The organism is Niabella aurantiaca DSM 17617 (assembly GCF_000374125.1).
GTDB lineage: Bacteria > Bacteroidota > Bacteroidia > Chitinophagales > Chitinophagaceae > Niabella > Niabella aurantiaca.
Genome location: NZ_KB893628.1, coordinates 61,369 through 80,737, shown reverse-complemented (window position 1 = coordinate 80,737; position 19,369 = coordinate 61,369). Strand labels below are relative to the sequence as shown.

General features: G+C 48.4%; 11 protein-coding genes. 8 read left to right on the top strand and 3 right to left on the bottom strand.

Going from position 1 to position 19,369, the window contains the following annotated elements; all coding sequences use genetic code 11:
• The first annotated feature begins 103 nt into the window (after nucleotides 1–103).
• The 4 genes from B160_RS0109425 (at nucleotide 104) to B160_RS0109410 (ending at nucleotide 6,170) form a co-directional block, all read left to right on the top strand.
• Complete coding sequence (locus B160_RS0109425) at nucleotides 104–946, top strand: sugar phosphate isomerase/epimerase (RefSeq protein ID WP_157557979.1); 843 nt, start codon at nucleotides 104–106, stop codon at nucleotides 944–946.
• A gap of 113 nt (nucleotides 947–1,059) precedes the next feature.
• A complete protein-coding gene (locus B160_RS0109420; protein ID WP_018627665.1) occupies nucleotides 1,060–3,903 on the top strand; it encodes a glycosyl hydrolase in 2,844 nt (947 codons plus the stop codon).
• 11 nt (nucleotides 3,904–3,914) lie between these two features.
• A complete protein-coding gene (locus tag B160_RS0109415) occupies nucleotides 3,915–5,396 on the top strand; it encodes a glycoside hydrolase family 28 protein (RefSeq protein WP_018627664.1) in 1,482 nt (493 codons plus the stop codon).
• A gap of 27 nt (nucleotides 5,397–5,423) precedes the next feature.
• The gene (locus B160_RS0109410; RefSeq protein WP_018627663.1) at nucleotides 5,424–6,170 is read left to right on the top strand and encodes a glycosyl hydrolase family 28 protein; all 747 of its coding nucleotides are present in this window, start codon (nucleotides 5,424–5,426) and stop codon (nucleotides 6,168–6,170) included.
• A 3-nt stretch (nucleotides 6,171–6,173) separates the two neighbouring features.
• Here the strand turns inward: B160_RS0109410 and B160_RS0109405 are convergent, their stop codons facing one another.
• Both B160_RS0109405 and B160_RS0109400 read right to left on the bottom strand, forming a co-directional pair.
• On the bottom strand, nucleotides 6,174–6,890 hold the full coding sequence (locus B160_RS0109405) for a tetratricopeptide repeat protein (RefSeq protein WP_018627662.1): 717 nt from the start codon (nucleotides 6,888–6,890) through the stop codon (nucleotides 6,174–6,176).
• Entirely contained in the window at nucleotides 6,887–7,444 is a 558-nt protein-coding gene (locus B160_RS0109400) for an RNA polymerase sigma factor (protein ID WP_018627661.1), read from the bottom strand. Before B160_RS0109400 ends, B160_RS0109405 begins: the two co-directional genes overlap by 4 nt.
• Before the next feature lie 347 nt (nucleotides 7,445–7,791).
• Between B160_RS0109400 and B160_RS0109395 the strand changes: the two genes are divergently transcribed.
• Together B160_RS0109395 and B160_RS0109390 are read left to right on the top strand one after the other, a co-directional pair.
• Nucleotides 7,792–9,768, top strand: a complete 1,977-nt coding sequence (locus B160_RS0109395; protein ID WP_169540026.1) for a PKD domain-containing protein — start codon at nucleotides 7,792–7,794, stop codon at nucleotides 9,766–9,768.
• 119 nt (nucleotides 9,769–9,887) lie between these two features.
• A complete protein-coding gene (locus B160_RS0109390) occupies nucleotides 9,888–12,452 on the top strand; it encodes a CHAT domain-containing protein (protein ID WP_169540024.1) in 2,565 nt (854 codons plus the stop codon).
• Nucleotides 12,453–12,632: 180 nt separating this feature from the next.
• Here B160_RS0109390 and B160_RS30535 read toward each other — a convergent pair whose 3' ends face one another.
• Complete coding sequence (locus B160_RS30535; RefSeq protein WP_018627658.1) at nucleotides 12,633–13,592, bottom strand: energy transducer TonB family protein; 960 nt, start codon at nucleotides 13,590–13,592, stop codon at nucleotides 12,633–12,635.
• A gap of 1,083 nt (nucleotides 13,593–14,675) precedes the next feature.
• On the opposite strand from B160_RS30535, the gene B160_RS0109370 reads away from it, so the two are divergent.
• The gene (locus tag B160_RS0109370; RefSeq protein ID WP_157557976.1) at nucleotides 14,676–15,758 is read left to right on the top strand and encodes a hypothetical protein; all 1,083 of its coding nucleotides are present in this window, start codon (nucleotides 14,676–14,678) and stop codon (nucleotides 15,756–15,758) included.
• Nucleotides 15,759–17,440: 1,682 nt separating this feature from the next.
• Nucleotides 17,441–19,018, top strand: coding sequence for a hypothetical protein (locus tag B160_RS0109345; protein ID WP_040679703.1), 1,578 nt, complete (start codon nucleotides 17,441–17,443; stop codon nucleotides 19,016–19,018).
• Nucleotides 19,019–19,369: the final 351 nt, after the last annotated feature.

The following is a 19,369-nucleotide window of genomic DNA, read 5'->3' as shown; positions in this document are numbered from 1 at the left end:
ATGCAGGAATGGTTTCCCGGTTATTTGACCGGCTGCCGGGGAGGGATGCGATGAAGACGGATCTTTTAAGGAAACGGTTTTTGAGCCTGTAAATAGCGTTGCGTTGAAAATAAGATTTCTCTGTCCGCGCTGGGGTGCGGAGCAAATAGCGTGGGGCCCCTTTTTGAAAGAGGTAAAAAAAGCCGGGTATGCCGGTATTGAGTGGTTCCCTTTTGGTGAGGTTTGTGATCCGCAGGAGGTGCTGGCCCTGCTGGAAGAAACGGACCTGGATTTTTCCATCGTGATGCAGGTGGTCACTGCGCATCAGGATGTTGAAACCTACCAGGCTGCGCTGAAAGCAGACCTGCTGCAATTGGCGGGGCTCCGCACGTCTAAAAAACGGCCGCTGTTCATCAGTGCGCAATGTGGAAGAGAGTATTTTACCACCGGGCAGATACTGGATTGTTTGGCGGTTTGCGAAGCGGTAACCCGGGAAACCGGTACGGCCGTTTACCAGGAAACGCACCGCAACAAATGGTCCTACGCCGCGCATACGGTTTTTCCGCTGCTCCAAAAGAAGCCGGATCTGCAGCTCACCCTGGATGTGTCGCACTGGTTTTGTGTGTCAGAAAGCTACCTGGAAGATCAACAGGAAGCCGTGCATGCAGCCATCCGGCAAACGGCGCATCTGCATGCCCGTGTAGGGCATACAGAAGGTCCCCAGGTATTTGACCCCTCACTGCCCGAATACGCGATGGCCCTGAACGAGCATCTGAAGATATGGGATCAGTGGCTGGCCTGCAGGGAACAGCAGGGATTTACTGAAAGTACCATAACACCGGAATTTGGTCCGCCACCCTATCTCACCGGGGCCAACCGGAACATCGACCTGCAGCAGGAGCAATGGCGGTTGAATTTATGGATGAAAGATCTTTTGAACGAACGTTATCAAAAAACAGACGCATGATTTTTTTCGCTGCTGCGCGGCCCTTGCCGGCCGGCATGAATGCGATGATAATAATATAAAATACCGGTTGCTGCCCGTGCAGAACGCATAGGTGCACAAAACAAAACTGAAACATGAAGCGCAGATCCTTTCTGGAACGTGGTTCCATCCTCACGCTTGGGGCAGTCATGTATGACCATGTTGCCTGGGCATTTCAAAATAACAAGGTACAGGTGGGCAGGGATCCGTTATACGGGCTTTTTAAAAACCCCCTGCCCGTATACCGCCCCTTTGTGCGCTGGTGGTGGAATGGCGACAAGGTAGAAAAACAGGAGCTGCTGCGCGAGCTGCAACTGCTGAAAGAGGCCGGCATCGGCGGTGTGGAGATCAACCCCATTAAGTTTCCGCAGCGGACAGATGATATGGGGATCCCTTCGCTGACCTGGCTGAGCGACGAATGGATAGCGGTGCTGGATTTTACATTGACCGAAGCGAAAAAGATGGGGCTGACCTGCGATCTAATTGTAGGCTCCGGCTGGCCGTTCGGCGCCGAATACCTGGAAGGAGAAGAGCGGGCGGATGTCATGACCATCGGTGTAAAAAAGGTGGTGGGCCTGATGGATTTTGAAGCGCCGTTGCTGGACTTTATCAAAGAAGCCGACCCCGCAACCACCAGTCCATATGCCCACCGGCAGCTGGAGATCCAAAAAGTATTTATGGTTCCGGACCCCATGAATTCCCTGGACGAGGTGATCGATCTGTCGGACCAGGTTCCTTCCGGTTTTATTAAGGCAAAGATCCCCCGAGGCAGTTACACCATTTATGCGCTTGTAAAAACAAAAGCATTCCTGCAGGTGATCAACGGGGCTCCGGGCGCCAACGGGCAGGTATTGAACCATTTTAATAAGGCGGCTGTAGAAAAATACCTGAACCACATGACGGACCGGATCCAGGAAAGGATCGGCCCTCTGAAAAACAGGGTGCGCGCGTTGTTTGTAGACAGTATGGAACTGGAGGGCGCCAACTGGACGGATGATATGGCGGAAGAATTTAAGAACCGCAGGGGTTATGACCTGATGCCCTATCTTCCCCTGATCCTGGCAAAGACGGGGGGCATGGGAAATGTATATGACTATAATTACGGTACCCGTTTTACACCGGAATTCCAGGATGTTATTGAACGGGTACGCTGTGATTTTGACCGCACAAAGGTGGCGCTCTTAAAAGAACGCTTTGTAACAACCTTTCAGCAATGGTGTAAGAAAAACGGGATGCTGTCCCGCGCGCAGGCCTACGGAAGAGGATATCATCCTCTCGAAGGCAGTATGGGCATGGATCTGCCGGAAGGCGAAACCTGGATTAAATACGGGATCGGCGAGGAAATGCCCGAGACCGATTACCGGATCGGGCGCGCCTATACCATGATCAATAAATTTGTTTCCTCCGGCGCGCATCTTGCCGGAAAACGGGTGATCTCCTGTGAGGAGGCCACCAATACTGATATGGTGTTCAATGCCTCTTTACAAACCCTGAAGCTGGCCTCGGATCAGAGCCTCATAACCGGCATCACGCATTCCGTTTATCATGGGTTTAACTATTCGCCCAAAGAGGCGCCTTTTCCCGGCTGGATCCGCTACGGCAATTTCATGAACGAACGCAATACCTACTGGCCGTTCTTCAGGCGGATCAATGATTATAAGGCCCGGGTATCCGCACTGCTGCAGCATGCCGATATGTTTGCCGATATTGCGATAATGCCGCCGCTTTATGATGCCTGGGGAAAATTCGGAGCGCCCAATGAACCCTTTCCCTCACTTACCTATCCCAGCAACCTGTCATTGATATGGGAAGCCATGCAGCAGCACGGCAACGGCTGTGATTATATCTCGGACAATATCATCAATGATGCAACTGTTGGAGAGGGTTTCCTGCACTACGGTCCCCGTAAATACCATACGATCTTCCTGGTACACGTGCAAAGTATGGAACCGGAAACAGCCGGCAAGCTGTTGGAATTTGTACGGTCCGGGGGGAAAGTGATCTGCGTGCAAAACACGCCGGATAAATCGGTAGGCCTGTTTCAGGCAGCCGGGCGGACCGAGCAGGTGCGTGGCATTGTTAAAGAGCTGCAGACCTTTAAGGACCGCTTTGTATTTGTAGAGCACCCGGAAGAAAACTATCCGGACTGGTACCGGGGACTTCAGCAAAAGTATAAGATCCGGCCCTATGTAACCATTACTGACGGAAACCCGTTTATACAGCAGGTGCGGTACACCAATGAAACGATGGAGCTGCTGCTGGTATTTAACTCCAGTGCCAACCACCCCTTCAGGGTGACCCTGCAGCCGGATGCAGCTATCTGTGAGGGCAGGTTCGGACACTATTGGGATGCGGTTACCGGTCAGCTGTACCAGCTGGAAAACGACCGGCGGATCGCCCTTACCCTGTACCCGGCAGATATGCGGATCTTTGTTTTTGAGAAGACCAAAAGAAAAAAGGCGCCTTTTTATAAAGAGGTACCGGAATCAGCCGGGCAGTACCCGGCCGTTGCAACACCCTGGCAGGTGGAGCTCCGCCATATAGATGGTACGGTAAAGCATACAACGTTCATAGGGTTAAAAGACCTGAACGAAATACCCGGGTATAAAAATTTTGCCGGTACCGTTGTTTACCGGAATGCGATCACAAAAACAAAAGAGGGCCCTTCTTATGTGGACCTGGGAACGGTGCTGGGTATAGCCCGGCTGAAGATAAACGGAAAAGACCTGGGCGTGCGCTGGTTTGGCCGGTACCTGTATCATGTGCAGCCGGCGTTGCAGCACGGCGAAAACACGATCGAGATCGCCGTAACCACCACCATGGGCAACTACATGAAATCGCTGACGGATAACCCGGTGGCGCAGTACTGGACAAATGGAAAAAGGAAGCCACAACCCATGCGCGCTATGGGTTTGCTGGGCCCCGTTACTGTATTTTAAAAAAAAGAACAATGCAAGGAAAGAAATTTTTTTTAGGAACGCTCTCTACCCTGATGGTCCTGACAGCGCTGGCAAAAGATTACTCCGTAGAGCGCTTTGGCGCAAAAAAGGACGGAATAAGCCTCAACAGTGCCGTGATCCAGGGGGCGATCGATTACATTCATGAGAACGGCGGCGGCCGCCTGGTATTTGAAGAAGGGAAATACCTTACCGGAACGATCTTCCTGAAGTCGAACGTGACCCTTCACCTGGAGAAAGGTGCTGTGTTGCTGGGCTCGGTGAATCCGTTTGACTATGAAAAGAACAAATATATCGGCTGGACCTCCATGATCTTTGCCATCAAACAGGACAATATCGGCATTACGGGGCAGGGAATGATCGACGGGCGCGGGGCCCGTACGGCAAACAACATGGTGGCCAATATCCAGAAAGGGCTGGTATCCGATCCGCTCAAATACGACCGGCCCAATGAAACCAACCGTCCGCAGAATATTTATTTCCGTGAATGCACCAATGTGCGCATAACCGGCATCACGCTGAAAAACCCGGCCAGCTGGAACCAGACCTATGATCAATGTAAGAATCTGTATGTGGACAGCATTACCGTAGACAGCAAGAACTACTGGAACAATGACGGGATCGATGTGGTGGACTGCGACAGTGTGATCATTAAGAACTCTTATTTTGATGCGGCGGATGATGTAATCTGTTTTAAATCGCACGATCCTGCGAAGATCTGCCAGAATGTGATCGTAGATAACTGTACGGGAAGATCCAGCGCCAACGGGCTGAAGTTTGGGACCGTTTCCCGCGGTGGCTTCCGGAACTTTAAGGTTACCAACCTAAAGATCGTGGATACCTATCGCTCCGCCATTACGTTTGCGGCTGTAGATGGCGGACTGGTGGAGAACATCGAAGTGGATGGGGTAAGATCGATCAATACCGGCAATGTTATTTACCTGCGCATTGGCGACCGGTGGAGCAACGGCAAGCAGCCGTACATGAAAAACATCCGCATTTCCAACGTGTATGCAGAAGTACCGGCTACCAAGCCGGACGCCGGCTACAGCTATGAAGGACCCATCGAAGACCTGCCGCGGAACATTTCCCCGGCAAGTATTGTGGGGCTGCCACAATATAAAATACAGGGGGTCACGCTTAAGAACATCGAGATCGTTTATCCCGGTGGCGGTAACCCGCATTATGCCAAAAGAGGCCTGAGCGAAAAAGAGCTGGAAAGTATTCCCGAAATGCCCGCTGCCTACCCGGAGTTTTCACAATTTAAAGAGCTGCCGGCCTGGGGCTTTTATGTGCGGCATGCAACGGGTATCCGCTTCGACAATATCGTATTGCGGGCAAAGGAAAGCGATTACCGCCCGGCCATAGTGTTTGATGATGTGCAAAAAGCTTCCTTTAATAAGATACGGGTGGAAGAACCCGGGGCTAAAGGGAAAAAACAGCTGTTCCTGCACCATACCACGCGAACAAAATAATTTTAATTATTCTTAAAAAGCCTCATAATGCGCGTATTACAATTATTGCTGGTTATCGCACTGTTTCCCTTGTGCGCCGCCGCTAAAGATTACAATGCCTCGCTGTTCGGGATCCTGTCGGATGGCGTTACCAACAACACCCGGTCCATTCAAAAAGCCATTGATTTTATCCACGAAAAAGGGGGCGGGCGACTGGTATTTTATGTGGGGCGTTATATAACCGGTGCGGTACAGCTGCGGTCGAATGTGACCATTAAGCTTGAGGAAGGTGCGGTGCTGGTAGGCGCGGCCTCTGTATATGAATACCGGAGCTCCGGTACGATCAGGGCCATCATCAGTGCAGATGGTCAGCAGCATATAGGCATTTCCGGCAAAGGAGTTATTGAGGGCAATGGCCGTGCAGTGACCGCCTCCGCCGCGGCTTTGCAAAAGAACGGTTACCTGCATCAAAAAGATCTGGCAAAGCCCGCACTGATGGGGTTCACCAATTGTTCGGATATAAAGATCGATTCGGTGAATCTCTGGAACGGATGTGGCAAGGCCCAGGTCTTTGACCGGTGTACGGATGTGGTGGTGGAGCGCGTAAACATAAGCAGTAAGCAGGAACCCGGCGCCGGGGGCATCCGGCTTTCCGGATCCGGAAATGTGCGCATCAGGGATTCGTTTATCGACGTACCGGAGCGGCCCCGTATTGAAGGCCGGAACAATAACCAGTCGGTACAGGTCGATCGTACGATTGATCCTTCCGGAAAGCTTCTGAGTGTTTCGGAATAGGGACTATTTCAATTTCTTTAAAATGCGTTGCGCATTTTTATAATAGATATTGTTGCGCGGAACGGCGGCCGCATATTTTTGAGCCAGTTCCTGGTTCCCCGTTTTATAGGCACAGAGGGCCGCAAAAAAATAGCTGTCTTCCTGGTAGGCCGAGCTGCTTTGGAGGAGCTGCTCAAAAATGGGCAGGGCAACCACGGGCGCCTCTGTTTTCAGCAAACAGACGCCATAATAGAATGCAGCCATAACATCACCCGGATCGCTGGCTGCGGCGGCTTTCAAATAAGGAAGCGCGGCCTGGTATTGCTGATCATTAAAGAGCTGTCCGCCTTGTTTGCCCTGGTCTGTTGCGCCCCGCACCACCACGTTGGGCATTGGCGCCAGCGGATAGCGGTCTACACTGGCGGGAGTAAAGATAAACAGGAGCAGGATAGCAGCCACTGCCACAGCGGCCAGCATCAGTTTCCGGACACGGCCGCTCCGGTGCGCCACCATTGGCTTTTCATTGAAATGCTCCCGGGTTAGCGGTTCCAGCAATGCTCTTAATTGGGGTACCTGCTGTTCTGCCGCTTCGTGTTTTTGAACAATGGCTTCTGTATAAAGCCAGTCTTCATATGCTTTTTTAATCTGGGGGTCCTGTGCCAGCTGGCGCTCAAAATCAGCGCGTTCCGCCGGGGAAAGCGTATCCGAAAGATACGCCTCTATTTGTTCATAAAAATTCATTCGGTGCGGTTGTGATTTACTAATTCAATTAATTCAGACATACAGATGGATTTCTTTTTCCGGAGATACGCATAGCTTACTCCCAGCTGTTCGGCCAGCTTCTGCTGCGAATCGCTGAGATAAGAAGCCCGGATGATCTCCCGGCAACGCTCGCTGAGCTGTTCCAGCAATTCCATTACCAGCTGCTCCTGCTCCAGTTGGCGGGCATGTACCGCAGCCTCTTCCTCTGTTCCGTCTTCCAGATAATGATATCCTTCATCCAGGCTCTTTGTTACCCCCGATCTGGATTTTTTCTTCAGCAGATTGATCCATTTCCGTTTGCAGATCAGCAAAAGAAAGGCTTCAAACGGACAGGTAAGCACAAATTTGCCGTCTGCCGCCAGCTTAAAAATATCGATCAGCGACTCCTGGAAAATGTCCCCGCATTCTTCTGTACCGGCCCCCTTTGATTTCAGGTAGGCTTCAATGGAAGGGGCATACTTACGGTAGATCTCGGAAAGCAGGACCGAATCATTGTTTCGTAAGGCTTCTATATATCGTTGGTCTGTATGCAATCTTCTAAAATTAAGATGATAAAAATCTATATGTTCCAGGAAACATGCATTTGCTCTGGTTTATTTTCGTTTAAAAACAGGGTGGCTGACCGCTTCAATATTTGGAATGCGCGCCCCTTCATTACTCCTGAATCTCAAAAATATTGAATATATTTACCTTGCAGCATGTTTTTTACAGCGCCTTAAAAATTTGCCCCTCTGTTCTGGCCCGTTAACACATTGACCCGGACGGTTGGCTTGCTTCCGGGGGGTGATCGGACTTGCTGAAGAAAATGCAGGTATCCGCCTGTGCAGGAGCGGTAACAATTTCGGGGATCAACTGATTTATGAGTATGTGGCGATTAAACTTGAGACCAGCACTTTTTTTGTTCGGACTATTGCTTGTGGCTGCCGGGGCTTATGCCCAGACGGGAGGCCCGCATCCGGCAGACAGTTCCATTCAGACCGTTGCAGACACGGGCGGGGTTCGTTTTTCGGCGCTGTTGCCGGCCCTTACCCAGATCCCCGGCGCTCCCGAGCCTTTTTATACCCACCTGTGGGATTTTGGAGACGGTCATTTCAGCACCGAAGCATCCCCCCAACACCGGTACGCCCAGCAGCGCGACTATGATGTGTATTTATATGCCGTAAACAACTATGACGACGGAAAAAAGCCGGAAAGGAAAAAGAAAAAGGTTTCGGCTAACGGAAACAATGCCAGCATAGCCGCTGTTTCCACCGCAGAGCGGGACTTTTTTAAAGCCAACGGAGTGTTTGAGCTGAAGTACAATTGTATGGCCAAGCCCGGCGATACCATGGTATTGCTGGCAGGCTGGAGAAATACCGGCCGGGAAGAGGACCAGGGCAAGCTGTACCTCTTCCTGAACGAGAAGATCTTTGACCAGACCTGTTTTGAAAATGCCGGTGACAACTGGGGCTTTCGCTTTTTTAACAGCGGCGACAGTCTGGTTGCCGGAGAGCCGGCGCTCATGGCGGATCTGGGACCGGAAAAACAACTGAAAATTACGGAAAGCGGCAGCCCGCCTTCATCCATTGTCAGGGTACAGAACTATGCAGAAGCTTCCCGCACATTGCTGAGCACCATGATGGCTTACAAAAACAGCTATGTTATTGAGCTGGGCGCGATTGCTCCCGGCGCCACGCATTTTACCCTGGCAGAGCTGAAAGTAACACCGGAAATGATCAAAGATACCAATGCCACGGTGACCGTTACGGGAGTATATGTTCCTAAAAAGGGAAACCCCGTGATGCACCGGCTCAATATCCCGGTGGTAAATTCGCACGATCCCAATAAAATGAACCTGAAAGGGGGCCGGCTGGGGTATCGTTTTTTAAGCAAGCACAAAGAGCTTACTTACAAGGTCCGCTTTCAGAATACCGGGAAAGGGCCTGCGCGCAAAATTGCACTGGACATTACCACCCCCGGCGCGCTGGATCCGCAAACGGTACAGGTCAAAGACGTATCGCCCTTCTGCCCACCCTGTCAGCCGGGTGCAGAAAAACGCGGTTGCTGGGAGCTGGAAAAAAAGAAAACCGGCCTGCTCTTTACCCTTCATGGCATCTACCTGCCGGGAACCAATCAGAAGGGAGTGGAGGATAAAGACAGCACCAAAGGATTTATGGAATTTTCCATGGTCACCAGAAAAAAACTGGACCCCGTTCCTTTCAGGGCGCACACAGCCATTTACTTTGATAAAAATGAACCCATATTTACCAATTATGCCACGGGCCGGTTCAAAAAAAGCATATCGCCTGTTGTAATGGCGGGTTTCGAAAAGGCCTGGGGTAAGGAGCGGGCGGGCGATGGCCTTGTGACCGGCGTGGCATTAGCTCCCCTGGCGCCCTTCCGTCCTTTTTTACAGGCGGAGCTGTATTATAAACAGGGCCTCAAAACCAATACCGGTTATTATACATTGGACAGGAATGGAGTGATCCCGGTAGATGGAAGGAAGGAATTTGTATACAACAAAATGGACTCTTCGGTGACCAACACCGTTTCGCAGATAAAGCTGGTCCCTGTACAGCTGCGTCATAATTTCGGCAATTATTTTTCCGCGGGCGCAGGGCTCAGCCTCACGGCAAACATGGGCGGTGCTGTGGAGCAGGATCTGGCCTACCACGGTGTATCGGCCAACGGAACGGCCGGCGAAGTATATAAAAAGCAACTTACCGAAAAAATAAAGACCTTTTCTGATATACGGGTGCAGCCGTTTATTGACCTGCAGTTTGGGAAGGTCAAGCTTGGCCCCCATTTAGGCATCCGGTATTACTATAACGATAAAAAGACCGGGTACGGATTCTTTTACGCAGGATGGCGGTTTTAAACACACAAAGAACGGAGGGAACTACCTTGTTCCGCAATGCTGATGTTCCGCAATGCAGGATCCTTGGCCCCGGCAAAGGAAAACAGTTAATCTGTTGCCTGCGCAATTTACTCACCGGTATGGTGATGATTGTTTGCTGCTCCGGAACACCGCCGGCAGACAGCCTGGAAACGGTGTACCGGCAATTGAAGCAGAAAGACGACCTGGAGGCCTGCGCCAATTTTCTTTTTGATCAGCTGGATGCAGATCCGGGACTGGCTGTTAACCGGGAGGACTTTTTGAAAAAGGCGCTTTGGCGGGCACCCCGGTCAAAAGAAGAAAAGCTGGCCTGCTTTCAGTTCTTCATCAATACCGGCTGGCATTTGCTCACCCAGCGACAGGTACCGGCATCGATCGCCTGGTACGAGCGGGCTTATGCTTTTTATGAGCAGCATAAGCAGGACCCCGGGCTAAGACCGGATATGGACTTTGAAGAATTTATTGCAAAACCGCTGGGAAACAACTATACCCGTGTGGGAGATTTTTCCAAAGCGATCTATATTCAGCGGCGGGCGATCGCGGAAGCCGTTGCCGCGCACCGGCATGCGATCATACCCGGACTGTACCTGAACCTGGCCACCACCTATTTCCGGATGCATGATGAGGCCGCGCTCCGGAGCACGATTGCCCTGGGTTTACAGAGCGTAAAAAGCGGGAGCCCCAATGACGCGTTGCCGCTGTACAATTTAAAGGCAGAGTCGTTTATTGAAGCCGGTAATACTGATAGCGCAGGGATCTGGAACCACAGAGCAATGCAGCTCGTACGCAGGCTTCCCGGCTCCTCCACAGCGCAGCAAACAACACTCCTGGCCCGTGCCCGCTTACTGAACCTTTCCGGGAAGCACCGGCAATCGTTTTACTACCTGCGGGAAATCGAAAAGAACACCGCCGCAGACAATATAGAGCTGAGGGTGGAAACCGCTATCGAAACCGGTAATGCCTATTTGCTCCTCCATCAGCCAGACAGCGCCTTCTCCTGGCATCAGAAAGCGCTTCATTATTTCCGGCTGAACGAACAGGGATTGTTCCCCGATTTTAAAGTGACCACCGCGCTCTTTGGAGTGGCTACCTCCCTGCTGTACAAGAAACCGCTGGAGGCTGCACAATGGTTTGAAAAAGCCGTGTTGAACGACTATTATACGGAGCAGTTATTGCCGGCCTCTTTAAACAGTAATACAGCTGTTTACGCCAACAAAAGATATTCAGAAACAGCAATTGCCCTGTACCACCAGCTGTTTGATCAATACCAGGACCCGGAATACCTGGTAAAAGCGCTTTGGCTTACCGAGTTATCCAAGGGCAGGGTATTGCTCAATGAGCAGCGCCGGACTGCGTTCTGGAAGCAGGATGCCCTGCTTTCCCATAACAAGAAATGGGTAGACCAGCTCCGTTCTTTATACGTGCTCCTGGCAGAAACGCCGGAAGGAAACTACCGGCAGCAGATCCGGCAAAACATCCGGCGGCTGGAGTTTGAGCTGAATCTGAAGGAGCGGCAAAGCATTGCGCTGCCGTCTTACAGTATATTTAAGAAGTGGGTGCAAACGGCAGCCCTTAAAAAAACGATCATCAGCTATTATCTGGGCGACAGTTATGCCTATACCGTCCATATTCAAAAAGACCATTTCCGGCACCGGCTCGACACCAATACCCGGGCGCGGGTACAGGCGCTCAATGGTTTTATGCAAGCCTATTTTTATACAGGCCCGGCAGCCTTTAACCGGGATCCGCATGCCTATTATGCGCGCTCTTCTGAGCTGCTCCATACCTGGAACCCCTGGCTGTCCGGCACCGGGGGCACTGTTTTGATTTCGCCGGACGGGGCGCTGCACAACCTCCCCTTTGAAGCGCTCAGTACCGCAAAGGAAAAACCGTCCTATTGGGGCGCAACCACAGCGATCGGGTATAGTTTTACGTTCCTGCAAAATGCGTTTTCCAGCGCAGGCAGCAATACTCCCAGGCCGGTAACCGTGTTTAGCTTTGAAAAGCCGCACCTTGGGTTCCCCGCCCTTCCGCAATCGGCAAAGGAACGTGCTTTCCTGGCGGGGCAGTTCCTTACCCGGCAGTACCCTGCCGAACAGACAACCGATTCCGCTTTTATGGCCGCATTAAATGCCGGTAATATTATTCACCTGGCTTCCCATGCGGTAGCCAATACCATAGAGGGGCAGCCATATCTTGTTTTAAAAGATAAGCTGTACCTGGGTGCGCTTCAATACATTACTACCCGCTCTCCCCTGGTGGTGCTGGCCGCCTGCGAAACGGGCTCCGGTGTGCTCTTACAGGGGGAAGGTATGCAGAGCCTCGGCCGGATCCTGTTGAGCAAGGGTGTTGACGGAGTGCTTTCCTCCCGGTGGGAGGTGGATGATGCCGCATCGGGTGCGCTGCTCCGGAATTTTTACCAGGCCCTGTCTGCAGATCCGGATCCCGTAACGGCGCTGAAATCCGCCCGTGCTGCGTACCTTGAAGAACACCGGAGTGTGGCAGCACAGAACCCGTTGTTTTGGGCAGCTTATTTTTACCAGGGCAACGGTGCGTCGCTGCGGATCCGGCAAAAAAGTACATCATCCATTCCGTTATCGCTTTTGCTTATAACGACAGCGATAGCAACGGCTACACTTTTCTTCTGGCGAAAAAAGTGGCTCTGATCAGAACAGGCTATCGATGATCTTCCCGATCCAGTACCCAAATTGTATTTTAAAACACAAATACCAGTTGATGAAATCGGATGGCTTTATAAAGTCAAATGCTGCGTGCCAGTTGTGACCAAGCCGTAAATAATAACCATCGCTAATACAAATTCGGCATCTCTCTCTTCTTCTCAAAACTTACTTTATCAAAATACCATCCACATACACTTCAAAATCATCAAACCATGCTTTACCTTTACCGGTCATTTTGCAGCCAAAGCCAACCGATTGCACATCGGCGGTGAGCGGAAGCTCTATCGTGTATTTCGTCCAGTCCGAATTTCCCCTGGCAGTTTTATCATCGCTGTTTTTGTCAGAAATGATTCCGGTTTTCCCATTCAATTGCATCCATAAACTGGCCGCGCCATCTTCTAAGTTTTCAGTCTTGATATAGGCACTAATCGTTACTTTCTTTTTCCCGTCAAGCACATTTTTTGTTATAATGGTATTAAACAAGCCGCTACCTCTTTCTCCTTCGATATTGCGCTTTGACATAATAAGAAGGGAAACGATACCACTGCGCGCCGATGGAGTAGGTACAATAATATATCCGTTTTTGGTGTTTTGAGGCACCCAACTCACAATTTTAAACTGTGCGTCGAAATATTCAAATCCATAATTTCTGATTATTTCTGGCGGCTTGGCAGCCGGCTCCTTTACTTCAAAAGTCATAGGTTGGGTTCTAATTGATTTTATAACCTTTCCGCCTTCAATAATGGCCGGCTTCCATTTACCTGATGACAACTTTATAACACGCACCAATTCTTCAGCAGCACCGTAGCCCGGATCGCTAATAATGCTGACATTACCTACTGTGCCATCTGTATTTATCAGAAACCGAACTTTTACAGGATACCTTCCTGCCGGGGCCCCCTTTTTCCGGGGTACATCTCCCTGCACATTTTTTTGTAAAAACAATTTCCAGGCCTCTTTGCCACCTTCAAACTCGGCTTCAGATTGGATTTTGTAAGTAGGGGCCGGGGGAATGGTATCTATCCGAAGAAATGAATGAACAATCCAGCCCCTCCCATAAGACGATGACAGGAGAAGAGAAAAAAGAAGTACGATGGAAGTTTTTCTAAAAAACAAGAATGGCATTTGAATAAGTGTTTAAGTTATTTAAAACCTGAAAAGCTAATAACAAGTATATCTTACGACAAAACATACCAATAATACAAGACAGAGCAACAAAATTGCGTATTTTATGTTCTTTCTATATACCAGGGATAATAGGCCATTTATCAATATAATCAACATAATTAAAACACCTCTGGGTTCTAATATTTCTAACCTGTTTATTACTAAAAAATAAGTCTCAAAAAAAACCAGGGGTACACAAAGAAGGATAAAGATGAATTTATACACTTGTTCTGTTTGAAAATGGTTGATTCGTATCTGAAAGGCAAATGAAGCAGTTTCTTCTTTCTTAATAACTAAATCGTACCCAAGTTAAAACCGTCTGCTGTTTCTAATTTGCGTGAAATATAAGTATTGGCACCAAGGTCAATTTCCTCAATTGAAGTTACAATAATGTTTCCACTCTGAATAGGGTGCAATTCAAATTGTCATAGTCATGCTGAGTTTTCCATTTGTGAACACGAAATCAATGGCGCCATGACAAACCTGCTTCGGGTCATCCTGAATTGGTTTCAGGATCCGCGTGAACCTTGTATAGATGCCGAATAGATGCTGAAACAAGTTCAGCAAGACATCGTTGCCAATGACAGATGATAGGATACACTGATAATCAATGGCATTCTCTTTCCACTTTTTCCCGGCAAAAAGTGGAGCGAAAGCCAGGGTCATCTGCCGCGGCGGGCAGCGTGGGAAAGTGTGTGGTCCCTCGCCAGTGCCTGAAGCGCCGCTTTCCCTGGTCCCGCCACCCGCAGAAGAACAGACCGGCGGGAGCGACGAGATTTTATTCGCCTGCTTATTATTTTTTATGGCCCTCATGGGCTCCCTTCGGTCGGTTGCTCCACTTTTCATCTTAAGTTGACGGCTATGGCATAGGCATAAACCCTGGCCTACGCCCGGGCAGTGTGCTCACCGACCGGCCAAATTTGATACCGGGTCATTATCATACCGAAATGCCATCTGATCTTTTTCCATACGGGTAACAATTATTCCGGCCGGTTGATATACCGGCAGAACCCTCTTTTTTAAATTTTAAAAACAATGTTTATGAAAAAGAATATGTTTCCGCTCCTGACTTTATTGTCTTTGGCCGTTTTTCTTTTTGCCTGCAGGAAGGACAATACACCGATCGATCCGCAAAGCACTTATCAGAAAGATGTAGAAAAGATGCTTCGTTTTTTTAAAGACCATGAACCTGTTGTTGAAAAATTTATGGTTGATGCCGGCACCGGCGCTACCATCGCCCTGCAGAACGGCACCAAGATTACCTTTAGCCCGGATGCTTTTATAAATTCCGGTGGTGGTGTGGTTACAGGAAATGTGACCATTGGTGCCCGCGTTTTTATAAAGCCCAGCGAAATGATCCTGGCAGACAAACCACCGGTAACCGATGCCGGGCAGATACTCGAAACATTTGGTGAAGCCCTGGTTACCGCAGAGCAGAACGGACAGCCGCTTGCATTGAATCCGCAGCAAAAACCTCCGAATGTTCAGGTGCCCCTCCCTGCCGCCAACGCCAATGGTGCCAACCGCGAGATCCCCATGTGGGATGGTGATACAACGGTGAACGTGGAGTACAGCGGCTATAACCATGAAAATGTGTTCACCACCATCACCCAGGCTTATACTATTAAAAAGGGAATGGAATGGACGCAGATACCCGGCTCCTTTGGAGTTGGCAATGCCGCGGCCACTTATTTTCCGCTGGATAACCTGGGCGATTGGAGAAACTGCGATGCACTCTACAATATTGCTGCACCCAAAACAACGGTACTTGGCTATTTCGGGGATAAATTCAATATCAAAACCGGTAATAACTATTCCGGGCAGGATCCCACCCAGTTGTTCTTTAAGGTGTCTGGTGTAAATACGCTCGTAAAATTATACAACCCCATCTTCAACCCCATCCCCGGCAAAGAAGGTCTGCTGAGCTATCAAAACAGCATCCCTGTTGGAGCAAACGGAACCTTCCTGGCCATGAGTACCGTTAATGGTAAATTTTATGCCGAGATGCGTGATGTGACGATCGCCCCCGGAAGCGGGACAAATTACATGGGGATCAGTTTTAACCTGCAGGAGGTTTCTGAAGCACAACTGCTCCAGCTGATCGAACAGATGAATTCCAAATAATACTGATTGAATAATACATTCCGGCAACCATTTCAATAGATACCTTTCCTTTCCGGGAGATTGTTAAAAACGGTCTCCCGGTTTTTTTAGTTGCCTGGTTTAGCCACAGAGCGCTGAATGACAAAGGTTTAGTGGGATTGCCCCCCGGGATGATAAAAGCCTGAAAAACAATGTTTCAGCGCCTCTGCGGTTTTAGCAATATTATTATCCGGCCAAAAAAAAAGGTCTTTCTGTAGAAACAGACCGACCTCTAACGATTGCTTGCCATATGAAAAAGTTAATGAATAACTTCTGAATACAAAGATAGTCATAATTCATGCCATTTTGCAAGGATGCCATTTTTGCAGGGGGTCTCTGAAACCAAAACGTCTAATTCTCAATGCGATTTGTTTAGATAATCGGGGATGCTTAACGATCAGCATTGAAAATAAATTAAAAAGCAGGCAAAAAATTTCGGAATTTTAAAAAAAACAGTTGTTAGTTAATTTATTGTTAATAGAATCCCTTATTTTAGTGCTCTATAACCGTTGAAACAAAACTATTGTGACCTCTAACGATTGTCTCGGCCTAAAAATGAACAAGGAAGCGGATCTCTTATATAACAGGGATCCGCTTTTTATTGCTGACCCAGAATACGCGGTATTATTCGGTTTGCATAGATTGGTTATATTTTTAACAGGGATCTTTCCATTTACGAAACGGGCAGAACAGGATAAAAGTCCATGGGTGTTATTTTCCCGCCGGAAGCAATAAAAGACAGTGCAAAAAAAAGGTCCTTCCGTAGAAACGGACTGACCTCTAACGATTGCTTGCCATATGAAAAAACTTAAAAAACGCTTTTGTTATGCTGCCTACAGCTTCTGTCTCTCTTTTCCTATTCCCTCATTTGTTACACAAAGATATACAGGGTTTACACATTCAAAAACACAATATGCCGCAGGTTCTATCATATTCAATACCTGCTGATTTCCCTGAAAGTACTGTAGATACAGCCTTTCAGCAGAAAATGGATCGCATATCCAACGCTTAAAAGAGAACGAAAAAATCGTTGAAAATTGTATAAATAAATGCCCAAACAATGGAGAAAATCGAAAAGTTTAAAAAAAGATTGGGGAAAAGAAGCCCCAATTCAGAAAATACTGTTATTTTAGTTGCCTGTAATCAATTAACTTTTTATTAACCGGTATCAGGTTTTTGATTACAGTGTAAATAAGGAAGCGTTTTTATTTACTCGAAGATGACCTCTAAGTTTGATTGCCTCTGACGGTTGCTTCTTTTTTTTCTTAATGAACACACCTAAATAGCCCGTTTTATAGATTGTAATAGTTTAGCAGCAGCTTGCCGTTGAATTTAGAATGTACTGAAAACAAAAAAGGTCCTTCCGTAGAAACGGACTGACCTCTAACGATTGCTTGCCATATGAAAAAACTTAAAAAACTCTTTTGTTGTGCTGCCTACAGCTTTTGTCTCTCTTTTCCTATTCCCTCATTTGTTACACAAAGATAATACGTTTTAGAAGGGCACTCCAAACCAACTATTGATGAAATCTGGTATGTCTAACCTGTTATAAAAACATTAAAGTGCCCGTTATTACTGCATTACAGCTTAATTTCGTGGAGATGCCCAAGGGTATTTTGGGCCTTTTTAATGTTTTTGAAAAGTTTGCATTTAACTTTGTAACTATGCCGAATAAGCCGGGAGATATCCTGTTTCAGTTAATAAAATCGTTGGAAAAGTCGGAAAAACGACACTTTAAGCTTTATATTACACGAAGCTCTGGTAATGAGGACCTTAAGGTGATCAAGCTGTTTGATGCCCTGGACAAGTTGCAGCAATATGATGAAAAGCTGGTGCTGAAAAAGCTGAAGGATGTAACCAAGCCCCAGCTATCCAATCTGAAATCCCATTTATATAAGGAGATACTGGCCGGGCTGCGCCTATTGAAAAGCAGTGAAAGTCTTGATCTTCAATTAAATGAATTATTCGATTCAGCGCATATACTTTATAAGAAGGGGCTGTTCTACCAGAGCCTTCGGGTGATCGATAAGGTCAAGGAAATGGCCAAACTCAACCAGAAGTTCTTCTTTCTTCCGCAGATATTGTCACTGGAAAAACGCATCGAGGCGCTGAATGTGACGGACAGTTTTGTCAGCCGGATGGACGAATTGGCAGAAGAGTCCAACGAGGTCAATACCAAACTGAACATGGTCACCCGCTTGTCGAACCTTTCGCTGCAGGTATACGGATTTTATATTGCCAATGGTCATGCCCGGAATGAAGTGGAAGAAGATAAGGTGAAGAAGTTCTTTAAGCAGAACCTGCCCTCGGGATCGGCCCAGCAGGAAGGGTTTTACGAACGGCTCTATTATTATCAAAGTTATACCTGGTTTGCGTTTATCCGTCAGGATTTTCTCCTGTACTACCGGTATGTGCAAAAATGGGTGGACCTGTTTTATGAAAAGCCCAATATGCAACGGACGGAAACCGGTCATTTCATCAAGGGGTATCACAATCTGCTGAACGCGCATTTTGATCTGAGGAATTACGAAAAATTCAGCATCGACCTGCAGCGGTTTGAGGAATTCAGCCATACCAAAAGAGTGCAGAGCAATGAAAACTTCCGGGTGCAATCCTTTGTGTACATTGCCAGCGCCAAGATCAACTACTTTACCATTACCGGGCAAACCGCCGCCGGGTTGAAGGAGGTGCCGTTTATTGAAGAGAAGCTGACGGAGTATACCTTATTCCTGGACCGGCACCGGGTAATGGTGATCACTTATAAAATAGCCATGCTGTATTTCCTCTCGGGAGATTATGGCACCAGCATCGATTACCTGCAAAAGATCATCAATGATTCGTCCGGGCTCAGAACGGACCTGCAATGTTATGCACGGCTGGTACATTTACTGGCACATTATGAAATGGGTAACCTGGAGCTGATGGATTCGCTGACCCGCTCCGTTTTCCGCTATATGTCCAAAATGAAGAACCTGACAGTGATCGAGCAGGAGATCTTCCGTTTTTTCAGGGGATCCTTCCGGTTTACCAGCAGGGAGCTGATACCGGAGTTTGCCCGCTTCCTTGACAAGGTCAAGCACCTCGAGAAGAACCGGTTTGAGACCCGCTCCTTTGCCTACCTGGATATCATTTCCTGGCTGGAAAGCAAGGTAGAGCGCAAGCCGATGCGGAAGATCATTGAAGAAAAGTTCCAGCAAAGCAAGCACCGTAAAAATGTAGTGCCTGTGCTGGTAGATCAGTAGCAGTGGTCAGCTGTCAGTGATGGTTCCGGAGCATTTGAGAATGTGAAAATGCACCAAGCATGAAACCGGGTCTGACGTGAAACCTTAAACTTCAAAGAAAGAATGATCAGTGAGACGTGTAACGTACACAGATTTAACCGAAACCAGAGAAAGTAACATTGAGCATAAAAACAGACCTCAAATATTAAACGTCAAACCAAAAACCTGTTTGCGTTGTTGCCAATGACAGATTGTTTCAGCATCTATTCGACATCGATGCATGATTTAGGCAGATCCTGAAAAAAGAATAGACCCTGAAATAAATTCATGGTGACACCTTCCGGATGACCCAAAGCAGATTTGTCATGACTT